This window comes from Actinomadura sp. GTD37 (genome assembly GCF_041951365.1).
In the GTDB taxonomy this organism is placed as follows: domain Bacteria; phylum Actinomycetota; class Actinomycetes; order Streptosporangiales; family Streptosporangiaceae; genus Spirillospora.
The window spans coordinates 463647-485221 of the sequence record NZ_JBGNUS010000005.1 but is presented as its reverse complement, the minus strand read 5'-3'; the positions used below and the strand labels follow the sequence as shown (position 1 = coordinate 485221).

At 74.1% G+C, this 21575-nt stretch carries 17 protein-coding genes; 12 read left to right on the top strand and 5 right to left on the bottom strand.

All coding sequences use genetic code 11. The features are described from left to right. Positions 1-5 precede the first annotated feature (5 nt). From ACA511_RS26745 to ACA511_RS26735, 3 genes are all read left to right on the top strand, one after another. The gene (locus ACA511_RS26745) at positions 6-1205 is read left to right on the top strand and encodes an NAD(P)/FAD-dependent oxidoreductase (protein ID WP_375027358.1); all 1200 of its coding nucleotides are present in this window, start codon (positions 6-8) and stop codon (positions 1203-1205) included. 78 nt (positions 1206-1283) lie between these two features. Beyond that, entirely contained in the window at positions 1284-1892 is a 609-nt protein-coding gene (locus tag ACA511_RS26740; protein WP_375027357.1) for a TetR/AcrR family transcriptional regulator, read from the top strand. A 29-nt stretch (positions 1893-1921) separates the two neighbouring features. After that, positions 1922-2377: a hypothetical protein gene (locus ACA511_RS26735; RefSeq protein WP_375027356.1), complete on the top strand. Its 456-nt coding sequence runs from the start codon at positions 1922-1924 to the stop codon at positions 2375-2377. Positions 2378-2577: 200 nt separating this feature from the next. Here ACA511_RS26735 and ACA511_RS26730 read toward each other — a convergent pair whose 3' ends face one another. Next, entirely contained in the window at positions 2578-3738 is a 1161-nt protein-coding gene (locus ACA511_RS26730) for an amidohydrolase family protein (RefSeq protein WP_375027355.1), read from the bottom strand. Positions 3739-3807: 69 nt separating this feature from the next. Between ACA511_RS26730 and ACA511_RS26725 the strand changes: the two genes are divergently transcribed. Next, positions 3808-4974, top strand: coding sequence for an aromatic ring-hydroxylating dioxygenase subunit alpha (locus ACA511_RS26725; RefSeq protein WP_375027354.1), 1167 nt, complete (start codon positions 3808-3810; stop codon positions 4972-4974). Positions 4975-5003: 29 nt separating this feature from the next. On the opposite strand, the gene ACA511_RS26720 is transcribed toward ACA511_RS26725, so the two are convergent. Further along, complete coding sequence (locus tag ACA511_RS26720) at positions 5004-6503, bottom strand: aldehyde dehydrogenase family protein (protein ID WP_375027353.1); 1500 nt, start codon at positions 6501-6503, stop codon at positions 5004-5006. Positions 6504-6595: 92 nt separating this feature from the next. On the opposite strand from ACA511_RS26720, the gene ACA511_RS26715 reads away from it, so the two are divergent. Genes ACA511_RS26715 through ACA511_RS26700 form a run of 4 tightly spaced genes read left to right on the top strand, consistent with a single transcriptional unit; the run spans position 6596 to position 13203 of the window. Continuing rightward, on the top strand, positions 6596-7819 hold the full coding sequence (locus ACA511_RS26715) for a cytochrome P450 (protein WP_375027352.1): 1224 nt from the start codon (positions 6596-6598) through the stop codon (positions 7817-7819). Between the two features lie 31 nt (positions 7820-7850). Beyond that, positions 7851-9101: an amidohydrolase family protein gene (locus ACA511_RS26710; RefSeq protein WP_375027351.1), complete on the top strand. Its 1251-nt coding sequence runs from the start codon at positions 7851-7853 to the stop codon at positions 9099-9101. Continuing rightward, entirely contained in the window at positions 9098-12562 is a 3465-nt protein-coding gene (locus ACA511_RS26705; RefSeq protein ID WP_375027350.1) for an indolepyruvate ferredoxin oxidoreductase family protein, read from the top strand. The genes ACA511_RS26710 and ACA511_RS26705 overlap by 4 nt, the downstream gene beginning before the upstream one ends. Next, positions 12559-13203 carry a hypothetical protein gene (locus ACA511_RS26700; protein WP_375027349.1) on the top strand — a complete coding sequence of 215 codons (645 nt, stop codon included), beginning with the start codon at positions 12559-12561 and terminating at the stop codon, positions 13201-13203. The genes ACA511_RS26705 and ACA511_RS26700 overlap by 4 nt, the downstream gene beginning before the upstream one ends. A gap of 4 nt (positions 13204-13207) precedes the next feature. Here the strand turns inward: ACA511_RS26700 and ACA511_RS26695 are convergent, their stop codons facing one another. Both ACA511_RS26695 and ACA511_RS26690 read right to left on the bottom strand, forming a co-directional pair. Further along, entirely contained in the window at positions 13208-13537 is a 330-nt protein-coding gene (locus ACA511_RS26695; protein ID WP_375027348.1) for a hypothetical protein, read from the bottom strand. Next, positions 13534-15021, bottom strand: a complete 1488-nt coding sequence (locus ACA511_RS26690) for an aldehyde dehydrogenase (protein WP_375027347.1) — start codon at positions 15019-15021, stop codon at positions 13534-13536. The genes ACA511_RS26695 and ACA511_RS26690 overlap by 4 nt, the downstream gene beginning before the upstream one ends. 108 nt (positions 15022-15129) lie before the next feature. Between ACA511_RS26690 and ACA511_RS26685 the strand changes: the two genes are divergently transcribed. Beyond that, complete coding sequence (locus ACA511_RS26685) at positions 15130-16800, top strand: amidohydrolase family protein (protein WP_375027346.1); 1671 nt, start codon at positions 15130-15132, stop codon at positions 16798-16800. Beyond that, positions 16797-17993, top strand: a complete 1197-nt coding sequence (locus ACA511_RS26680) for a cytochrome P450 (protein WP_375027345.1) — start codon at positions 16797-16799, stop codon at positions 17991-17993. The genes ACA511_RS26685 and ACA511_RS26680 overlap by 4 nt, the downstream gene beginning before the upstream one ends. Positions 17994-18020: 27 nt before the next feature. On the opposite strand, the gene ACA511_RS26675 is transcribed toward ACA511_RS26680, so the two are convergent. Continuing rightward, positions 18021-19247, bottom strand: coding sequence for a PucR family transcriptional regulator (locus tag ACA511_RS26675; protein WP_375027344.1), 1227 nt, complete (start codon positions 19245-19247; stop codon positions 18021-18023). 114 nt (positions 19248-19361) lie between these two features. On the opposite strand from ACA511_RS26675, the gene ACA511_RS26670 reads away from it, so the two are divergent. Then, positions 19362-20573, top strand: a complete 1212-nt coding sequence (locus tag ACA511_RS26670; protein ID WP_375027343.1) for a cytochrome P450 — start codon at positions 19362-19364, stop codon at positions 20571-20573. A gap of 150 nt (positions 20574-20723) precedes the next feature. Continuing rightward, positions 20724-21569 (top strand): MlaE family ABC transporter permease, encoded by an 846-nt coding sequence (locus ACA511_RS26665; protein WP_375027342.1) that lies wholly within the window; start codon positions 20724-20726, stop codon positions 21567-21569. Positions 21570-21575: the final 6 nt, after the last annotated feature.

Below are 21575 nucleotides of genomic sequence, written 5' to 3'. Positions count from 1 at the left end.
CGCCCGTGCCCGAGCAGCCCGTGCCCGAGCAGCCCGTGCCCGAGCGGGTCGTCATCGTCGGTGCTTCGGCGGCGGGCCTGGCCACGGCCGAGGCGCTGCGCGAGAAGGGGTACGGCGGCGCGCTGACGCTGGTCGGGGCCGAGCGGCACGCCCCCTACGACCGGCCGCCCCTGTCCAAGCAGATCCTCACCGGCGCCTGGGAGCCGGAGCGGGCGGAACTGCGCGACGAGGCGGCGATCGGCAAGCTCGGCGCGGAGATCCTGCTGGGACGGCGCGCGACCGGGCTCGACGTCGCCGGGCGCACGGTGCCGCTGGACGGCGGCGACCGGCGGCCCTTCGACGCCCTGGTGATCGCCACGGGCGCCGCCCCGCGCCGGCTGCCCGGCCGCCGGCTCGCGGGGGTGCACGTCCTGCGCACCCTCGACGACGCCCTCGCGCTGCGCGAGAGCCTGCTCGGCGGGCCGAGGCTGGTCGTGGTCGGCGCGGGCTTCCTGGGCTGCGAGGTGGCCGCGGCGGCGCGCCGGATGGGCGTGGACGTCACCCTCGTCGACCCCCTGCCGGTGCCGATGCTGCGCCAGTTCGGCGACCGGATCGGGAGCCTGGTCGGGCGGCTGCACCGCGATCACGGGGCGGAGCTGCGGACGGGCGTCGGGGTCTCCCGGTTCGCCGAGTCCGCCGGGCGCGTGACCGCCGTCGAGCTGGCGGACGGCTCGGTGCTGGACGCCGACGCCGTCGTGGTCGCCGTCGGCGCGGCTCCCGCGACCGGATGGCTGGCGGGCTCGGGCCTGCCGCTGGGCGACGGCGTGGAGTGCGACGCCCGCTGCCGGGCGGCGCCCGGGATCTACGCCGCGGGCGACGTCGCGTCCTGGCGCAATCCCCGCTTCGGCGTGCGCATGCGGGTGGAGCACCGGCAGAACGCCACCGAGCAGGGGAGGGCCGTGGCGGCCGGCATCCTCGGCGAGCGGCGGCCGTTCGCGCCGGCGCCGTACTTCTGGACCGACCAGTACGACGCCCGCATCCAGGCGTACGGGATCTTCCCGCCGGACGCGGTGCCGGCCGTCGTGTCCGGGGACGTGGCCGGCCGCAAGTTCGTGGCCTCCTACAGCCGCGGCGGACGGGTGGTCGGGGTGCTCGGCTGGAACAGCCCGCGCGAGCTGATCAGGCAGCGGCAGGCCGTTCTCCCGGCGGCGCCCGGACCCGGCTGAACCGGCCGCCGAGTGAGCCTTGTCACACGGATGGAGAGCGACCTACTATTCGTTCAGTAGGTTTTCGAAGGGGGTCACGTGCCCGATCAACGGCCGTACGCCGCGCTCTTCGCGAAGGGCGAGGACCGCCGGCAGCGGATCCTGGCCGTCGCGCAGCGGCTGCTGATGCGCAACGGGTCGCGCGGCACCACGCTCGGGCAGATCGCCCGGGAGGCCGGCGTCACCTCGGCCGGCCTGCTGCACCACTTCGAGTCGAAGGAGAAACTGCTCCACGCGGTCCTGGACGCCCGCGACTCCTACGACGCCGAGAACATCGACGCGTTCGGCGACGTCGTCGACGAGCTGCGCGACTACGCCGAGCGGCTCCGGGAGACCCCCGACCTGGTCGGGATGTTCGTCGTGCTGCTCGCGGAGAGCCTCGTCCCGGAGGCTCCGCTGCACGAGCGCTTCCTCGACCGCTATCAGTTCTCCCTCCACGCCGTCGCGGAGAGCATCCGGCGCGGTCAGCGCGCCGGCCGGTACCGCACCGACCTGGATCCGGCCTTGAAGGCCGTGGAGATCATGGCCTTCCTCTACGGGATAGAGACATCATGGCTGCTCGACCCTTCGATTCCGCTGGCCGAGACGTGCAGGGAGTACACCGAATCGCTCGCCCGGCAGCTCGCCGTGCCGTCCGACGCACGCTGAGGCACCGGCTGGTCGTGGTCTCGCCGAACGTGGCCGAGGTGGTGCGGTTCACCGGCGGCTGGCTGTTCGACCAGGGGATGGCGGGCTGGGACGTCACGGTCCTGCGGGCCGACAACGCCGACCCCCGGCCGCTGCGGATCCTCGGGGCCCGCGTCGCCAGCCTGGAGCCGGTGCTCGCGTCGCCGGTCCGGGGCCCGCGGTCGCAGGCCGTCGCCGTCCACGCGGATCTGTACGACTCCGATCCGCGGGTGCGGCGGATGGTGCGGGGCGCCGTCGACGAGGACTTGGGCGAGGTGCGGGTCTGGGGCGGCCCGCGGGCCGTGGAGCCGGGCGACGGCAGCGGTTCGGTGCGCTACCGGCTCAGCGTGGCGGCGCGGGCGTTCAAGGCCCAGGCGCTGGCCGCGGTCGCCGTCCCGGACGTCGCGGAGGGGGCGGTCGAGGTGTTCCGGGGGGTCGAGCTGCTGCGCTCGTCCAACCCCGCCTGACCGGGGCCAGTGACATAGACCGGCTGACATAGACCGGCTGACGGAGACCGGCTGACGGAGACCGGCTGACGGAGACCGGCTGACGGAGACCGGCTGACGGAGACCGGCTGACGGAGACCGGCTGACGGAGACCGGCTGACGGAGACCGCCCGCCGTCCTCCGGGCCGTTCCGGCCGGAAGGGCGGCGGGCGGGCGCCGGGTCAGAGCCGGTAGAGGGCGCGCGCGTTCTCGCCGAGGATCTTGGTGCGCGCCTCGGCCGACAGCCCGGCCATCTTCCCCTCGACCGCCGCGAGCGGGTTCGGGTAGAGGCAGGTGGGGTGCGGGAAGTCGGTCTCGAACATGATGGAGTCCTCGCCGATCGCCTCGACGAGCGCGGGCAGCCTGTTCCGGCTGGACTCGAACCAGTACGTCGCGTACAGGTTGCTGCGGAAGTACTCCGACGGGAGCTTCTTGAGCCTGGCCAGGTCGCCGGGCGCGTTCTCGGTCATCTCGTAGTCGAGCGCTTCGAGGATGAAGGGCACCCATCCGCAGCCGCTCTCCACCGACACCATCTTCAGGCCGGGGTGGCGGTCGAACATGCCCGAGACGATCACGTTGGCGACGACGCGGGCGTTGCCGATGAACAGCAGCGTGCCGCCGAGCGCCAGCCTGGTGTCGGCCGGATGGGACGGCCACGAGTACTTGCCGTAGAACGTCATCGAGGTGACGCTCGCGCCGATGTGGAAGTGCACCGGCAGCCGCAGCTCGGTGCAGGCCTCCCAGAACGGGTCCCAGGCGCGGTCGGCGAGGTCGGGCGCGCCGAGGTCCTGCGGGTCGGACGTCATGTTGATGCCGCGCGCCCCGAGGGCCCCCACGCGGCGGGCCTCGGCGACGCACGCGGCGACGTCCCAGGCGGGCATCAGCGGCAGCGGCAGCAGGCGGTTGCCGGACTCCTCCTGGATCTGGGCCTGCCGGTCGTTGTAGAGCTCGATCGTCCTGCGGCCCAGGTCGCGGTCGCTCGCCGCGTTGAAACCCTGGCCGCCGAGGCCGATCGTGCTGGGGAAGACGACCTGCGCGTCGATGCCCGACTCGTCCATGACCCGCAGGCGGACCTCCGGGTCCCAGGCTCCGCGGTGGATCTCCTCGTGGTCCCAGTGGTGCAGCGCCAGGTCCGCAGGCGCCTTCGAGCCGTCGCGGCCGACGACGCCCCCGGCGCTGAAGCGGCCCATGGGGTGGCCGTCGAACACCCACATCTTCTGGCCGTCGACCTCCTCCACGCGGGGGACGCGGTCGCGGATGGAGGCCGGCGCGATGCTGGTGAACAGATCGGGGTGCTCGCACCAGTGAGAATCTGCATCTACCACAAAGCTTGTCTTCTCCATGACAATGAGAATACGGTTCTCATCACGAGTAGAGCAAGCATTCACTCACATGGATCTCCGGAGCCAGCCGTGGACAAGGAAGCCCTGGACCGCAGCCTCGCCCGGCGGTTGCTCGACCACATCGAGCACCGCACGACCGACCTCGCCGACGCCGTGCTGGAGCTGCCGACCGGCGGCTACTCGGACGAGAGCCACGCGGAGGAGGTCGAGGTCCTGTTCCGCGACCAGCCGCTGGTCCTCTGCCTGTCGGGAGCGCTGCCGGGGCCGGAGACCTACCGGACCGTCGACCTGTGCGGCGTCCCGATCCTGCTGACCCGGGACGCCGGGGGGCGGGTGCGCGCGATGGCGAACGCCTGCCGGCACCGCGGCGTCCGGGTCGCCGACGGCGCGGGGAAGGCCAAGCGGCTCAGCTGCCCCTTCCACGCCTGGACCTACGACCTCGCCGGCCGGCTCGACCGGATCCCGTTCGGCGAGGCCTTCGAGGGGATGCGCCGGGAGGACAAGGGCCTGGTCGAGCTGCCGGTCGCGGAGGGCCACGGGCTGATCATCGGCCGGCTCCGGCCGGGGCCCGTCCCGGACGTCGACGGCTACCTGGGCCCGGGGCTCGCGGACGAGCTGTCCATGTTCGGCTTCGCGGACTGGGAGCCGCACGGCGACCCGCACGTCCACCCGGTCGCCGCGAACTGGAAGGTCACGCTGGACACGTTCCGGGAGAACTACCACTTCAACGTCCTGCACCGGCGGACGCTGGCGACCTACGCCCACGGCGGCGTGCTGACCTTCGACCCGTTCGGGCCGCACCTGCGCAACTGCTCGGCGCTGCGCTCGATCGACGAGCTGCGGGACGTGCCGGAAGAGGACTGGCGCGACGTCGGCAGGCACTTCAGCTACCAGTACGCGCTCTTCCCCAACACCAGCCTGACGCTGGACGGCCGGCACATCGAGCTGTGGCAGATCCTCCCGGTGGACGCGCGGACGTCCGAGGTCGTGCACACCGCGTACCTGCGCCCCGGCCTGAGCGGGGAGGAGCGCGCGAAGGTCGTGGAGATGGCGCCGTGGATCTGCGAGACCGTCGTCGACGGCGAGGACTTCTGGGTCGCGGGCCGGACCGAGCCCGGCGTCCGGAGCGGCCTGCTGGACACGGTCGTGTTCGGGCGCAACGAGCCGGCGCCCCAGCACCTGCACCGGGGGTTCGCCGCGGCCCTCCGGGCCTCCCGGGAGCGCCGGTCGGAGTGACGGCGCCACGCCCGGGACCGCGGCCGGCGTCAGCCGGTGTCGATCCACACCGACTTGACGTTCAGGTACTCGTCGAGCGCCCGCTCGCCCATCTCGCGGCCGTACCCGCTCATCCGGTAGCCGCCGAACGGGACCGCGGGGTCCATGAGCAGCATCGAGTTGACCCACACCGTCCCGGCCCGCAGCTCGCCCGCCAGCCGGTGCGCCGTGCCGACGTCCCGCGTCCAGACGCCGCCGGCGAGCCCGTAGGACGTGTCGTTGGCCCGGACGGCGACCTCCTCGGCGGTGTCGAACGGCAGCACGCACGCGACCGGGCCGAAGATCTCCTCCCGGGCGACCCGCATGTCGTCCCGCACGTCCGTGAGGACGGTGGGCGCCACGAAGTAGCCCTTGGCGAGGTCTCCGGTCTCGACGCGCCCGCCCCCGGCGGCGGTGCGCGCGCCCTCCTCCCCGGCCACGTCGAGGTACCCGGTGACGCGCGCCAGCTGCTCGGCCGACACCACGGGCCCGATCCTCGTCTCCGGGTCCAGGCTGTCGCCGACCTTCAGCCCGTCCGCGAACGCCGAGACGCCCTCGACGAACTCGTCGTAGACGGGGCGCTCCACATAGACGCGGGTGCCGGCGCAGCACACCTGGCCGGAGAACATGAACACGCCCATGGCCGCGCCGGGGATCGCGCGCGCGAGGTCGGCGTCGGCGAACACGATGTCGGGGGACTTGCCGCCGAGTTCGAGCGAGAGCCGCTTCAGGTTGCCCGCCGAGGCGCGGACGATCTTCTGCCCCACCTCGGTCGACCCGGTGAACGCCACCTTGTCGACGCCGCCGTGCTCGGCCAGCGCCGCGCCGGCCTCGCCGAAGCCGGTCACGATGTTCAGGACGCCGTCCGGAAGGCCGATCCCGGTCGCCAGCTCGCCGATGCGGAGCGCGGCGAGGCCCGCCTCCTCGGCGGGCTTGAGCACCATCGTGCAGCCGGTGGCGAGCGCCGGCGCGATCTTCCAGACCGCGTTGTTGACCGGCCGGTTCCACGGGACGATCGCGGCGACGACGCCGACCGGCTCCCGGAGGGTGTAGCTCAGCACCCGTCCCGGGACCGAGTTCGGGATGGTCTCGCCGTGGATCTTCGTGGCCCAGCCGGCGAAGTAGCGCAGCACCTCGGCCTCCCACGGGGGCGTCCGGCCGGACCGGGGACGCCCGACCGGGAGGCCCATGTCGAGCACTTCCAGCAGGTGCAGCTCGTCGTAGTGCTCCTCCACCGCGTCCGCGAGCCGCCAGAGCAGGGTCTGGCGCTCCCGCGGGGCCATCCGCCCCCACGGCCCCTCCAGCGCCGCCCGCGCCGCGCGGACCGCCCGGTCGGCGTCCTCGGCGCCGCCCGCCGCGAGTTCGGCGATGACCTCGCCGGTCGACGGGTTGACGCTCGGGAAGGTCCGGCCGGACGCCGCCGCGGCCCACCGCCCGCCGATGAGCAGCTCGCCGGGCCGTCCGGCGAGGAAGGAGGGCGCCGGCGCTCCGGCGCGGGGGAGTGTCGACATGCCCGTCACTGTAACGACGCGGGCCTCTATATAAAAGAGCGTTCACTCACTACACTAAAAAGTAAACACTCACCTTGTATGCGGGGGGAGCGATGGACGCGAGCACGCCGGAGAGCGGCGCCCTGCCCGACGACTGGTGCCTGCGGCACTTCGACCACCTGTCGCCCGACCTGGCCGCCACCATGCCGGCGACGATGGCCCGGATGCGCGAGCTGTGCCCCGTCGGCCGCAGCGACGAGCACGGCGGCTTCTGGGTGGTCTCGACGTACGAGGAGGCCCTCCGGGTCGCCCAGGACTGGGAGGTCTACAGCTCCGCGCACGGCCTGGCGATCACCGGGCGCAAGGGCGTCGTCCGCAACCTGCCGGTCGAGGCCGACCCGCCGGAGCAGCGCGTCTACAAGCGCCTGGTCAACCCGCACTTCACCCCCGCCGCCGTCGCGCGCTGGGAGCGGGCGACCCGCGACCTCGTGAACCGGCTCATCGACGGCTTCGTCGCGGACGGCGAGTGCGAGTTCATGGACGGCTTCGCCCGCCCGCTGCCCAGCCTGGCGTTCTTCGAGCTGGCGCTGAACGCGCCCGCCGAGGACCTGGAGAAGGTCGCCTACCTGGCGTCGAAGTCGTCGGTCCCCGACGATCCCGAGCAGCGCGAGTGCTGGCTCGGCCTGTACGCGTGGATCAAGGAGTTCACGGCGCGCCGGCGCGCCGAGCCGCCGCGCGGCGACGTCGTCGACGCCGTCCTGGACGCCGAGATCGACGGCCGCCCCATCACCGAGGACGAGGTCATCGGCACCGTGCAGCTGCTGATCCTCGGCGGGCTGGAGACCACGGCCGGGGCGCTCGGGCTGATGGTCGAGCGGTTCTGCCGCCGTCCGGAGATCCCCGACCTGCTGCGCGCGCGGCCGGAGCTGATCCCGGGCGCCGTGCCGGAGCTGCTGCGGATCGACCCCCCGTTCGTCTCCGTCGGCCGCACCGCGGTGCGCGACGCCGAACTCGGCGGCCGCGAGATCAAGCGCGGCGACAAGGTGCTGATCCACTGGGCCTCGGCGAACCGGGACGCCGCCGAGTTCGCCGACCCCGACTCCGTCGTCCTCGGCCGCGAGCGCAACCGGCACCTCAGCTTCGGCGCCGGGCCGCACCGCTGCGCGGGCTCCAACCTCGCCCGCCTCAACCTGCGGGTGGCGCTGGAGGAACTGCTGCCGCGGCTGCGGGACCTCCGGCTGCGGGACGGCGCGGCGATCGAGTACCACCGCGGCCTGACCCGCTCGCCGCTCACCCTGCCGATCACGTTCACGCCCGGCCCCCGCCTCGGCGGCTGACCCCGGGCCGACCCGAAGAGGAGGCCGGCCCATGGCCGAGCGGACGCTTCTGACGAACGCACGCGTGCTGACCTGCTCCGGCGATCCGGCGGAGCGGCCCTTCGACGGCGACGTCCTCATCGAGGGCGACCGCATCGCCCGCGTCGCGCCGGGCCGGCTGGAGGTGGACCCGGCGTCGGTCCGGGTGGCCGACCTGCGCGGCGCGACCGTGCTGCCCGGCCTCGGCGACGCGCACACCCACATCAGCTGGCCGCTGGACTTCGTGTTCGACCACGCGGGCGTCGCGGCGGCGCCGCCCGGCGCCCACATGCTCGACGTCGCCGCCGTGGTCCGGACGTTCCTGGAGAGCGGCTACACCTTCATCATCGGCGCGGGCACCACCCAGCCGCTCGACGACCTGCTCGCCAAGGACGGGATCGACCGGGGCCTGATCCCGGGCCCGCGCATCGTGCCCGGCGGACCGATGATCGCCGGGGTGGGCGGGCTCGGGTCCGAGGGCGAGCTGATGGAGGTCGCCGCGGACGCCCGGCGGCTCAGGGAGATCGTCGCCCGCCAGTGCGACCTGGGCGTGCGGTCGCTCAAGCTCTTCATCTCCGGGGACGGCGTCGTGCCCGAGCACCCGTCCGAGGACGTCTACATGAACGACGAGATGCTGCTCGCCGCCGTCGCGGAGGCCGACCGGCACGGTGCGTTCGTCACCGTCCACGCGCGCGGCTCGGCGAGCGTCGCGATGGCCGCGCGCACCGGCGTCCGGATCATCCACCACGCGTGCTTCCTCGACGACGAGGCGTTCGCCGCGCTGGAGGCCCGGCGCGACGACGTCTGGGTGTGCCCCGGTCTGCACTACCTCTACGCGATGGTGAGCGGGCACGCCGAGCCGTGGGGCATGACGCCCGAGCGGATCGAGGCGTCGGGCTACCACGACGAGTTCCGCTCCCAGGTGGACGGGCTGCACAAGCTGAGGGCGGCCGGCATCCGGCTGCTGTCCGGCGGCGACTTCGGCCACCAGTGGACGCGCCACGGCACCTACGCCGCCGAAATGCAGCGGTACGTCGAACTGGTGGACATGGCGCCGGTCGAGGCGCTCCACACGGCCACCCGCAACATGGGGCACGTCGCCGGGCTGGACATCGGGCAGGTCCGGGAGGGGTTCCTCGCCGACCTGGTCGTCGTGGACGGCGACCCGGCCGCGGACGTGACCGTCCTGCAACGGCCCGACCTGCGGCGGGCCGTCATCAAGGACGGGAAGTTCGCCCACGTCAACCCCGGGGTCTACCCGTGACCGACGCGTCCCGCGAGTTCCTCGTTGAGCCCGGGGCGGGCGAGATCCTGTCCGGGGTCGACACGCTCGCGCGCCTGCTGCTCCTGCGGCAGCGGCTGGACGAGCGGGACGGCCTGACCACCGCCACGATGGTCTCCGGCTACCCCGGCTCGCCGCTCGGCGCCTTCGACCTGGCCTTGGAGGGCCTGGGCGGCGACGCGCTCGCCGCGCACCGGATCGTCCACCGCCCCGGGCTCAACGAGGAACTCGCCGCCGTGGCCGTCTGGGGCAGCCAGATGGGCGCGGCCGTCGAGTACGACGGCGTCGACGGCGTCGCGGGCGCCTGGTACGGCAAGGCCCCGGGACTCGACCGCAGCGGGGACGCGCTGAAGCACGCGAACGCGATGGGCGCCGGCCCCAACGGCGGCGTCGTCATGTTCTGCGGCGACGACCCGGCGTCCAAGTCGTCCACGCTCGCCTCCGACAGCCACCACGCGTTCGAGGACGCCTGCGTCCCCGTGCTGTTCCCCGCCGACCAGCAGGACGTCCTCGACCTCGGCGTGCACGCCTTCCGGCTCTCCCGGTACTGCGGGGCGTGGGCCGCCCTGAAGATCGTCACCGCGGTCGCCGACGGCATCGGCGCGGTCGACCTCGATCCCGCCCGGCACGCCCCGCGCGAGCCGGACGGCGTCGTCGTCGACGGGCGGCCGTGGCGGCATCGGCCGCTCGCGAGGATCGGCCCGCACGCCGTGCCCGACCAGGAGGCGCTCGTGGTGGAGCACCGGCTCCGGGCCGCCCGCGCGTACGCGCGCCACAACGGGCTCGACCGGGTGGTGGGCGCGGACCCGGGGGCGGGCCTCGGCGTGGTGTGCGCGGGCAAGACCTACCTCGACGTCGTCCAGGCATTCGCCGACCTCGGCGTGCCCCTCGCCGGCCTGGCCGGCGCGGGCGTGCGGATCCTCAAGCTCGGCATGACGTATCCGCTGGTGGAGGAGACGGTCCTGGAGTTCGCCGACTCGGTGGACGAACTGGTCGTCATCGAGGAGAAGCGGCCGTTCATCGAGAACCGCCTGCGCGGCATCCTGCACGAGGCCGGAAGCGGGACGCCCGTCTCCGGCAAGCGCCGCGCCGGGAAGACCCTCGCGTCGTCGGTCGGCGAACTCGACCCCGCGGCCGTGGCCGCGATCCTCGGCCGCGTCATGCCCGCGCTCACCCCGCGCCGGGCGGCGCGCGTCCCGCTGCCGCTGCTCGGCCTTCCGGCGCGGGCGCCGGGCTACTGCAGCGGATGCCCGCACAACAGGTCCACGCTCGTCCCGGACGGCGCGCTCGCCGGCGGCGGCGTCGGCTGCCACGGGATCATGTACTTCGAGGCGCGCAACGCGGGAATGCGGGCCCTCCCGCCGACCCCGATGGGCGCCGAGGGCGTCCCGTGGATCGGCCTGGCGCCGTTCGTCGCCGACCCGCACCTCATCCAGAACCTGGGCGACGGCACGCTCAGCCATTCCGGGACGCTCGCCGTCCGGGCGAGCGTCGCCGCCGGGACCGACATCACCTTCAAGATCCTCTACAACGCGGCCGTGGCCATGACCGGCGGCCAGGACGTCACCGGGCTGATGGACGTCCCCGCGCTGACCCGGGCGCTGGCGGCCGAGGGCGTCGCCAGGATCGTCGTCTGCGCCGAGGACCCCGCGCGCTACGGACGCGGGGCGCGGTGGGCGCCGGGCGTCCGGGTGCACGGCCGGGACCGGCTCCCGCGGGTGCAGGAGGAACTGCGCCGCGTGCCCGGCGTCACGGTGATCGTCTACGACCAGCGGTGCGCGGCGGAGGCCCGCAGGCTGCGCAAGCGGGGGCTCCTGGCGGAGCCGCCGCGCCGGGTCGTCATCAACGAGGCCGTGTGCGAGGGATGCGGCGACTGCGGCGCCAAGAGCAACTGCCTGTCGGTGCTGCCGCACGCCACCGAGTTCGGCGAGAAGCGGCGGATCCACGAGTCGTCGTGCAACCGGGACTACAGCTGCCTCGACGGCGACTGCCCGTCGTTCGTGACCATCACCCCGAAGCGCCGCGGCCGGCGCCGGACGTCCGTCCGCACGCGGAACCGTCCGTCGCCCCCGCCCGGGTCGCCGCCGGATCCCGCGCCGCCGCCGATCGACGGGCGGTACGGCATCTACTTCACCGGGATCGGCGGCACCGGCGTCGTCACCGCCAACCGCATCATCGCGTCCGCCGCCGAGGCCGCCGGGCTGGCGGTCGGGGGGATCGACCAGACGGGCCTGTCCCAGAAGGCCGGCTCCGTGGCCTCGCACCTGCAGCTCGCCGAGACCAGGGGCGCCCTCGGCTCGGCGGCCGTGCACGGCGGCGGCGCCGACCTCTACCTGTCCGGCGACATCCTGCAGGCCGCCGCCGCGCAGCACCTCGCCAAGATCCGCCCCGGCCGGACGACCGCCGTGGTCGACCGGGCCGTCACGCCCACCGCGGCCATGCTGCAGAGCGGCCTCGGCCCGCCCGATCTGCCGAGCCTCGAACGGGCCGTCACCGAGGCGGCCGGCGAGGACCGCGTCACCTTCGTCGACGCCAAGCGCATCGCCGAGGCCGTGTTCGCCGACCACCTCCTCGCGAACACCGTCCTGCTCGGCGCGGCGTTCCAGCTCGGCGGCCTGCCGCTCGCACCGGCCGACGTCGACCGGGCGATGGGGCGCCGCGGCCCCGCCTCCGCCGCCGGACGGGAGGCGTTCCGGTGGGGCCGGTGGGCGGTGCACGACCCCGCCGCCGTCGAGGCGGCCCTGGACGCCGCCGAGCGCGCGGACGGCGTCCTCGACCCGTCACCGGCCGCGCGCACGGCGGCGGCGGAGCTGGTCGGCCGCCGCGACCTGCCGGGGGAGCTGCGCGACCTGCTCGCCCGGCGCGCGGCGCAGGCGATCGACTACCAGGACGTCCGGCGGGCGGAGCGGTTCCTCGGCCTCGTCGAGCGCGCGGCGGCCCGGGACGACGCCGGGCACGGGTGGGAGCTCACCCGCGCGGTCGCCGAGTCCTGGTTCAAGCTCCTCACCTACAAGGACGAGTACGAGGTGGCCCGCCTGCACCGGAAGGCCGACTACGGCCGGATCGCGCGCGATCTCGGGATCGAGGGCCCGTACTCGGTGGCCTACCATCTGCACCCGCCGATCCTGCGCCGGTTCGGCCTCACCCGGAAACTGTCGCTGACCTGGCCGTACGCGCTCGCCTTCCCCGTGCTCGCCCGGCTGAGGCGGCTGCGGGGGACGCCGCTGGACGTCTTCGGCCTGCACCCCGACCGGCGCACCGAGCGGGCCGTCATCGGGGAGTACGAGCGGCTGATCGGCGAGGCCGTCCGGCCGTCGTCGGCCGCGCCGTACGACGCGCTGGTGCGGGCCGCCGCCTCGGCCATGTCGATCAAGGGCTACGGCCCGATCAAGGAGGACGCCGTGGCCGCCTGGCGCGGGACCGCCGGGGGAGGGGTGCCGTGATCAAGCGGATCACGCTCGTGACCGGGGACGAGGGCGCCGCCGACCTGCGGGACGCGGCCGCCGGCGCGCTGGACGCGCCGCCGGGCGTCAGGCCGTCCCGGGTGGCGGTCTCCACGGCCCTGCCCGGCCTCACCGGCCCCGAGCCCAGGCATGACGGGATCGGCGTGGAGTGGTTCACCGACGCCGGCCACCTGCGGCGGTTCGAGAAATGGCTCGGCGCCCCCGGCAACGCCCCCGGCAGCGCCCCCGGCCCGGTGCTGGTCGCCGAGGAGTCCGTCATGCGCGGCGCCGCCTGGCTCGACCGGCGGTGGCGGGACGGCGGCGAGAAGCTGAAGCACATGGCCGTCGCCGTGCGCGCCGAAGGGCTGACGCCCGCCGGGTTCTCCGAGCGCTGGCGCGGCCACTCCGGCCGGAACATCGCGGACCAGGTCAAGGGGCTCGCCTACGTACAGAACCACCCGGTCCCGCGCGCCACCGGCCAATGGGCGTACGACGCCGTGAACGAGGTCTACTTCGACGACATCGCGGGTCTGCGGGCGAGGATCGAGTGGTTCCGCGAGAACCTCCCCGGCCCGGTACGAAGCGACCTGTTCCGAGCGTCGTGGTTCCTGGCCGTCCGCGAAGAGGTCCTCTCGGCGTAGCCGCCTAGGACAGCAGCCTCCGCGCGATGCGGACCTCCGCCCCGGCGAGGATCATCGGCAGCGCCGCGGAACTCTGCAGCGCGGGCCCGAGCACACCGTCCAGGAGTTCGTGGGCCTGCACGCCGTAGCGTCCGAGCGTCAGCGCGAGCGGGCCGCCGGGCTCCGCCGGGCAGCGCGGCGGCTCGGGGAAGCACCACTTGAACGGCACGCCCGGCGTCGTGAAGCACACCTCGACGTAGTCGGAGCGCGCCGGGCACGGGTGGACGCCTTCGAGCGCCGCCGGCACGAACGCCTCGTCCGACCGGGGGCCGGGAGGGGAGGACGGCGCGGTCACGGCCGCGCCGACCGGAGCGACGGGGGGAGGCCGATGCTGCGCGGTTCGAGGTAGCCGCGCAGCCCCTCGGGGCCGAGTTCGCGGCCGAGCCCGGACTCCTTGAAGCCGCCGAACGGCGCCAGCGGGAACGGCGGGTAGCCGCCGTTGATCGCGACGCTCCCCGTCCGGACGCGCCGGGCGACCCGCAGGCCCCGGGCCGGATCGCCGGTCCACACGCCGCCCGACAGGCCGTACGGCGAGTCGTTGGCGATGCGGACGGCGTCGTCCTCGCCGTCGTAGGGGATGAGGCAGAGGACGGGGCCGAAGATCTCCTCGCGGGCCGTCCGCATGGAGTTGTCCACGTCGGCGAGGACGGTCGGCTCGACGTACCAGCCCTTCGGCAGGTGCGGCGGGCGTCCGCCTCCGGACGCCACCCGGGCGCCGTCCGCGACGGCGAGGCCGACGTACCCGAGGACCCGCTCGCGCTGGCGTTCGGCGACGAGCGGCCCGACGACGGTGGCGGGGTCGTGCGGGTCGCCCACCGGCACCGCCGCGGCCGCCGCGGCGGCGGCCTCGACCGCCTCCGCGTAGCGCGACCGGGGGATCAGGACGCGGGTGTGCGCGCCGCAGACCTGCCCGGACAGGTGCATGGCGCCGGCCACGAGCCCCGGCATGAGGCCGGCCGCGTCGGCGTCGTCGAGGACGACGGCGGCCGACTTGCCGCCGAGTTCGAGGGAGACCCGCGTCACCCGCTCGCCGCACAGGCTCATGATCCGCTTGCCGGCCGCCGTCGATCCGGTGAACGCGACCTTGTCGACGCCGGCGTGCGTCACGAGGTGCTCGCCGGCCTCGCGGCCTCCGGGGACGACGTTGAGCGCGCCCGGCGGGACCCCCGCCTCCGCCAGGGCCTCCGCCAGGACGAAGTTGCTCAGCGGAGCCTCGGGCGGCGGCTTGAGGACCACGGTGCATCCCGCCGCCAGCGCCGGGGCCGCCTTCCAGGCCGCCAGCGTGACCGGGGCGTTCCACGGGACGATCGCCGCGACGACCCCGACCGGCTCGTTCGTCACGAGGCCGGCGCGGTCTCCGGCGACGACCTCGCGCTCGAACGCGAACTCGGTGATCAGCCGGGCGTAGTAGTCGAACAGGGCGGCGACCATCCCGGTCTGGGCCCGCGGCGCCTGGCTGACCGCGCAGCCGGTCTCCTCGACGGTGATCGCGGCGATGTCGGCCTCGCGTCCGCGCAGGATCCCGGCGGCGCGCGCCAGCACCTCGGACCGCTCCGCCGGCGGCATGCGCGGCCAGGGGCCGTCGTCGAACGCCGCGCGCGCCGCGTCGACCGCGCGGTCGATGTCGGCCGCCGTGGCGACCGGGACCTCGCCGACGACCTCCTCCGTCGCGGGGGAGACGACGGCGAGCAGGTCGCCGCCGGCCGGCGGCGCCCACGCGCCGCCGATGAAGAACGCGCGCCGGCGCATCAGCCGGCCGTCCACCGCGCCTCCAGCCATCGGGCCTCCCGCGATCGGCTCCGGGGGGCCACACGATAGCAAAGTAAGTGAACGCCCGCTACGCTAAGCGAAAGTATGTGAAGGCTCACTTGCCGAGAGGACGTGCCGATGGACCTGCTCCTGCGCCGGGCCTCGCTGATCGACGGCACCGGCGGCCCGGCCCGGCCCGCCGACGTCGCCGTCGACGGCGGCCGCATCTCCGCCGTCCGCGCGCCCGGCGAGCTCGCGCCCGGCGAGGGCGCCGAGGTCGTCGATCTGGACGGGCTGGTCCTGGCCCCCGGCTTCATCGACGTCCACACCCACTACGACGCGCAGATCCTCTGGGACGGCGACCTCACCCCCTCCAGCTGGCACGGCGTGACGAGCGTCGTCATGGGCAACTGCGGCTTCGGCGTCGCGCCGGCGCTCCCGGCCCACCGCGAGACCCTCGTCCGGACGCTGGAGAACGTCGAGGGGATGTCGATGGAGGCCCTCGAAGCCGGCATCGACTGGTGCTTCGAGTCGTTCCCCGAGTACCTGGCCGCCATCGACCGGCGGCCCAAGCGGCTCAACGCCGGCGCGTTCATCGGGCACTCGCCGCTGCGCCTGTTCGTGGTCGGCGGCGAGGAGCGGCCGGCCACCGCCGCCGAGATCGACACGATGCGGCGCGTCGTGCGCGAGGCCGTCCAGGCCGGCGCCATCGGCTTCTCGACCTCGCGGCAGCCCGCCCACCAGGGCGCCTACGGGCGGCCGGTGCCGAGCCGGTTCGCCGAGACCGCGGAGGTCTACGAGATCGCGTCCGTGCTCGGCGAACTGGGCAGGGGCATCGTGCAGGTGTCGATCGGCCCCGGCATGTTCGTCGGCCAGTTCTCCGAGCTGGCGGTGCGCACCGGGATCCCGGTCACCTGGACCGCGCTGGTGGCGCGGGCCGACAAGCCCGGCGCCGCGCTGCGCACCGTGGAGCGCGGCGCCGCGCTGCCCGGCGAGGTCTACCCGCAGATCGCCTGCCGGCCGATCGTCATGCAGATCGGCATGGCCGACCCCGGGCCGCTCGCCGAGATCGACGCCTGGAAGGACGTCCTGGCCCGCCCCCGCGCCGAGCGCGCGGACCTCTACCGCGACCCGGCCTGGCGCCACCGCGCCCGCGAGGCGACCCTGGACGCCTGGAGCCGCCGCTGGCCGAAGACCAGCGTCGAGGAGACCGGCGCCCACCGCGACGCGATCGGGATTCCGCTCGACCGGCTGGCGCGCGACCGGGGCACGACGCCCTTCGACCTGATGCTCGACCTGGCGCTGAGCGACGGGATGGCCACCCGGTTCCGGATCGTCCTGGACAACGACGGGGACGACGAGGTCGGCGAGCTGCTCGCCGACGACCGCACGCTGCTCGGCCTCTCCGACGCGGGCGCGCACGCCACCCAGCTCTGCGACGCCTGCTTCTCCACCCACCTGCTCGGGCACTGGGTGCGCGAGCGCAAGGCGATCACGCTGGAGCACGCCGTCTGGCGGCTGACCGGCCACCCGCACCGGGCGTTCCGCATCGCCGGCCGCGGACTCGTGCGCGAGGGCTTCCACGCCGACCTGGTCGCCTTCGACCCGCGCACGGTCGGCACCACGCCCATCGAGCGGGTGCACGACCAGCCCGGCGGCGCCGACCGGCTCGTCGTGCGCAGCACGGGCGTCGAGCACACGTGGGTCAACGGGGCGGCGATCCGCTCCGGCGGCCGGGACGTCCCCGGCGCCGCCCCGGGCGCGCTCATCTCGGCGGCGGGCGCCGTCCAGGGGAAGGGGCGGGCATGACCGCCACCGACGCGCCCGGCGTGTACTTCGACCCGTACGACGTCGCCGTCAACGCCGACCCCTACCCGGTGTACCGCCGGCTGCGCGAGGAGGCCCCGCTCTACCGCAACGAGGAGCACGACTTCTACGCGGTGAGCCGGTTCGAGGACGTCGACCGCGGGCTGACCGACCCGGCGACCTTCATCTCGGGGCGCGGCGGCATCCTCGAACTGATCAAGGCCGGGATCGAGATCCCGCCGGGCACGCTCATCTTCGAGGACCCGCCGATCCACACCGTCCACCGCAGGCTGCTGTCCGGGGTGTTCACGCCGAAGAAGGTGACGGCCCTCGAACCGAAGATCCGCGACTTCTGCGCCCGCAGCCTCGACCCGCTGGTCGGCGCCGGCGGCTTCGACTTCATCGCCGATCTCGGCGCGCAGGTGCCGATGCGGACCATCGGGATGCTGCTCGGGATCCCGGAGCAGGACCAGGAGGCCATCCGCGACCGCGTCGACGACAGCCTCCGCACCGAGGCCGGCAAGCCCATGGACCCCTCGGGCTTCATGGCCCACATGGAGATGTTCGCCGAGTACATCGAGTGGCGCGCCGGGCACCCGTCCGACGACATCATGACCGACCTGCTCAACGCCGAGTTCGAGGACGAGACGGGGACGCGCCGCCGGCTGGCCCGCGAGGAGATCCTCACCTACGTGAACGTCGTCGCCGGCGCCGGCAACGAGACGACGAACCGCCTGATCGGCTGGACGGGGAAGGTGCTGGCCGACCATCCGGACCAGCGGCGCGCCCTGGCCGAGGACCCCTCCCTCGTCCCCGCCGCCATCGAGGAGCTGCTCCGCTACGAGCCGCCCGCGCACAACATCGCCCGGTACGTGGCGAGGGACGTCGAGGTGCACGGCCGGGTGGTGCCCGAGGGCGCCGCCATGCTCTTCATCGCGGGCTCGGCCAACCGCGACGACCGGCGCTACCCGGACGGCGACCGGTTCGACATCCACCGGGAGTTCAGCCAGCCCCTCACGTTCGGCCGCGGCATCCACTTCTGCCTGGGCGCGGCGCTGGCCCGGCTGGAGGGGCGCATCGTCCTGGAGGAGGTCCTCAAGCGGTTCCCCGAGTGGGAGGTCGACACCGGCGCCGCCAGACTGGTCTCGACCTCCACGGTCCGCGGCTGGGACTCGCTCCCGGTGCGCACCGGGTAGCCGGCGGCGGGGGCGGCCCGCACCGGCTCAGCCGATCGCGCGGCGCGGCTCCGCGGGCGCGGCCCGGCCGAACAGCCGGTCGGCCTGGAGGGCGAGCAGCGTCTCGTACCTCCAGCCGGGGTCCTGGAGGCGGTCGCCGAACAGCTCCTCCAGCCGCCGCATGCGGTAGCGGACCGTCTGCGGGTGGACCGACAGGCGCGCGGCGACCTCCGGGAACGTGCCGCCCGTCGCCAGCCATTCGAGCAGCGTGCCCTCCAGGCGCCTGCGCTGGTCGGGCCGCATGCCGGCGAAGACGGCGAGGCGGCGGGCGACGAGCCGCCTCGCGACGTCCTCGTCGCCGGCCATCAGCAGGGCCGGGAGGTGGTCGGTGCAGCGGACGTGCTCCACGTCCCCGAGGCGGCCGCCGCGCAGCAGGGTGAGGGCGCGGTCGGCCAGGCGCCGCGACAGCTGCGCGTCCCGGGGCGGGACGCCGGGGCCGACCGCGTGCCGGATCCCGCGCAGCGCCCGCCGGAGCACGTCCAGGCGGCCGGGCCCGTCGGGGTCGGGCAGCAGCAGGCAGGGGTCGGGCCGCTGCAGGTCGACGAGGACGTCCGGGTCGAGCGCGGGCGCCATCCGGTCGGCGGCGCGCGCCGGCCCGTCCAGCGCGACGCACGCGACCGCGCGCGGCAGCCGCCAGTGCGCGGCCCGGGACAGCTCGGCGGCGGTCTCCGCCGTCGGGCCGGAGAGCAGCGCGTCCAGCAGGCGCGCCCGCTTGGCCCGCAGCGCGCCGCAGTCCCGGTCGGCCCGCTCGGCGTAGCCGGCCGTGAAGTCCGAGCTGATCTTGTCGACGGCGGCGAAGAGCGCCTCGGTGAGCCGGCAGAGCTGCTCGGACGAGGCGCCGGTCTCGCGGCAGACGCGGGCGAATCGCCGCCAGGCGATCTGCGTGCCGACGCGGAAGGCGGCCTGGAGCGAGTCCAGCGGGAGGCCCTGGGCGCAGGCGTCCTCGCCCAGCGACCGGAACAGGGCGGCCTCCTCGCTCCGCGACATGCGCGGGTTCGCGAGCCGTTCGAGGTAGGGCCGCGCCGGCCCGCCGGCGCCGGGCCGGCGGGCCGCGGCGTCGCCGCGCAGCAGCGCCGCGACCAGCGGGACCGTCCGCGCGGACTCTTCGAGGATCTCCTCGGCGAGAGAGGGCAGCTCGGCCCGGACGCGTGCGATGGGATCGCGGTCCGCCGCGGCCACCGGGAGGGGCCACTGCCCGCAAGACACTTGCCACATGCGGCCTCCTTCGTCTCTAATGTGAGAACGGTACTCTCAAAATCGGATACATCAATGCCCCATCGGGAGCATGGTCTTGCCCCACCGCCATGCCGCGGGAGCCGGAGGACGTACGTGAGCACCGACAGCACCGTGAGCGCCGACAGCGCCGTCTACTGGGACCCCTACGACCCCGCCTGCTCCGAGCAGCCCTACCCGATCTACCACCGCCTGCTGGACGAGGCGCCGCTCTACTACAACGACAAGCACGACTTCTACGCCGTGACCCGGTACGCCGACATGGAGCGGGGCCTGCCGGACTGGCAGACGTTCTCCTCGTCCCGGGGCAACATCCTGGAGATCATCAAGTCGGGCATGGAGATCCCGCCGGGCACCCTCATCATGGAGGACCCCCGGATCCACGACATCCACCGCCGGCTGCTCGCCCGCGTCTTCACCGTCCGCCGGATCGCGGCACTGGAACCGCAGGTCCGCCGGTTCTGCGCGGGCGTCCTCGACCCGCTGGCGGGCGCGGACGGGTTCGACCTCGTCGCGGCCGTCGGCGCCGAGATGCCGATGCGCGTCATCGGCATGCTGCTCGGCATCCCGGAAGGCGACCAGGCGTCCATCCGGGACACGGTCGACGACTTCCTGCGCACCGAGGAGGGCGGGCAGATGGACCTGTCCGCCGGCGCGGTCCTCAGCAACGAGATGCTCGCCGAGTACATCGACTGGCGCGCGAAGAACCCGTCCGACGACCTGATGACCGAGCTGCTCAACGCGGAGTTCGAGGACGAGAACGGCGTGACGCGCAAGCTCACCCGCGACGAGGTCCTCATGTACGTCACGGTCGTCGCCGGCGCCGGGAACGAGACGACGGGACGGCTCATCGGCTGGACCGGGTCCGTGCTGGCCCAGCACCCCGGCCAGCGCCGGGAGCTCGTGGACGACCCGTCGCTCATCCCGAACGCCGTCGAGGAGCTGCTGCGCTACGAGCCGACCGGCCACGCCATCGCCCGGTACGTCACCCGGGACGTGGAGTTCCACGGCCGGACGGTCCCGGCGGGCAGCTCCATGGTGTTCATCGTCGCCGCGGCGAACCGCGACCGGCGGCGCTACACCGACCCCGACCGGTTCGACATCCACCGCTCGATCGGCCAGCAGATGACCTTCGGCCACGGGGTGCACTTCTGCCTGGGCGCCGCGCTGGCCCGGCTGGAGGGCCGGATCGCCCTGGAGGAGCTGCTCAAGCGCTTCCCCAGGTGGGACGTCGACTGGGACCGCGCCAGGCTCGCCTCGACCTCGACCGTCCGCGGCTGGGAGACCCTGCCGATCACGATCGGGTGACCGGGCCGCCGTGCCCGCGCCCGTGCCTCAGAAAGATAACAAACACTCACTTACTTGTGTACAACACCGTGATCAACTGATTAGGCTGTCGCGACCTTCCGTGGTGTGACGTAGCACACACTGACTGTCCGACGTGGTCGGGAGCGCTGAATGGCGGGAACGAGCGAGGGAGCGCGGGCCGCGGGCTCGCGGGCCGGCCGGGGCGCGGCGGCCGGCCGCGAGTTCTTGTGGCGGCGGGCGGACGGCGCGGTCTACCAGACCGGCGTCCTGTTCATCACCACCATCGAGGGCTTCCGCAAGACCTGGGACGTCCGGCAGTGGTGGGGCGAGTACATCGAGCAGTGCTACTTCATCTCCCGGGTGACCGCGCTGCCCGTCATGCTCATCGCGCTGCCCCTCGGCGGCACGATCTCGCTCCAGGTCGGGCAGATCGTCCGGCAGATCGGCGCCCAGTCCGGCACCGGGGCCGCGGTCGTCCAGGCACTGGTGACCCAGGTGGCGCCGATGGCCGCGGCCCTGCTCATCTCCGGGGCCGGCGGCTCGGCGATGACCTCCGACATGGGGGCGCGGCGGATCCGCGACGAGCTGGACGCCATGGAGGTCATGGCGATCAACCCGATCCACCGGCTGGTCACCCCGCGGCTGTGGGCGGCCAGCACGGTGGGCGCGATGCTCTGCTCCGTCGTGATCCTCGCCGGTGTCGTCGGCGGCTACTACTTCAACGTCGTCCAGCAGGGCGTCACGCCGGGCTCGTACTTCGACGGCGCGACCACGCTGCTCCAGACGTCCGACCTGATGATCACGCTCTTCAAGGCATGGATCTTCGGCTTCATCGCCGCCTCGGTCGCCTGCTGGAAGGGGATGAACTGCGCGTACGGGCCGAACGGGGTCGGCCGGGCGGTCAACCAGGCCGTCGTCATCGCGGCGCTGCTGGTGTTCGCGGCCAACTACGTGATCTCCACCCTCGCCTACGTGCTGTTCCCGCCCCGGACGTGAAGGTGC

Excerpts from the sequence above, each read along its gene's own strand:
- ACA511_RS26730 (WP_375027355.1), bottom strand. The coding sequence starts at position 3,738 with ATGGAGAAGACAAGCTTTGTGGTAGATGCAGATTCTCACTGGTGCGAG.
- ACA511_RS26720 (WP_375027353.1), bottom strand. The coding sequence starts at position 6,503 with ATGTCGACACTCCCCCGCGCCGGAGCGCCGGCGCCCTCCTTCCTCGCC.
- ACA511_RS26715 (WP_375027352.1), top strand. The coding sequence starts at position 6,596 with ATGGACGCGAGCACGCCGGAGAGCGGCGCCCTGCCCGACGACTGGTGC.
- ACA511_RS26710 (WP_375027351.1), top strand. The coding sequence starts at position 7,851 with ATGGCCGAGCGGACGCTTCTGACGAACGCACGCGTGCTGACCTGCTCC.
- ACA511_RS26690 (WP_375027347.1), bottom strand. The coding sequence starts at position 15,021 with ATGGCTGGAGGCGCGGTGGACGGCCGGCTGATGCGCCGGCGCGCGTTC.
- ACA511_RS26685 (WP_375027346.1), top strand. The coding sequence starts at position 15,130 with ATGGACCTGCTCCTGCGCCGGGCCTCGCTGATCGACGGCACCGGCGGC.
- ACA511_RS26680 (WP_375027345.1), top strand. The coding sequence starts at position 16,797 with ATGACCGCCACCGACGCGCCCGGCGTGTACTTCGACCCGTACGACGTC.
- ACA511_RS26675 (WP_375027344.1), bottom strand. The coding sequence starts at position 19,247 with ATGTGGCAAGTGTCTTGCGGGCAGTGGCCCCTCCCGGTGGCCGCGGCG.
- ACA511_RS26665 (WP_375027342.1), top strand. The coding sequence starts at position 20,724 with ATGGCGGGAACGAGCGAGGGAGCGCGGGCCGCGGGCTCGCGGGCCGGC.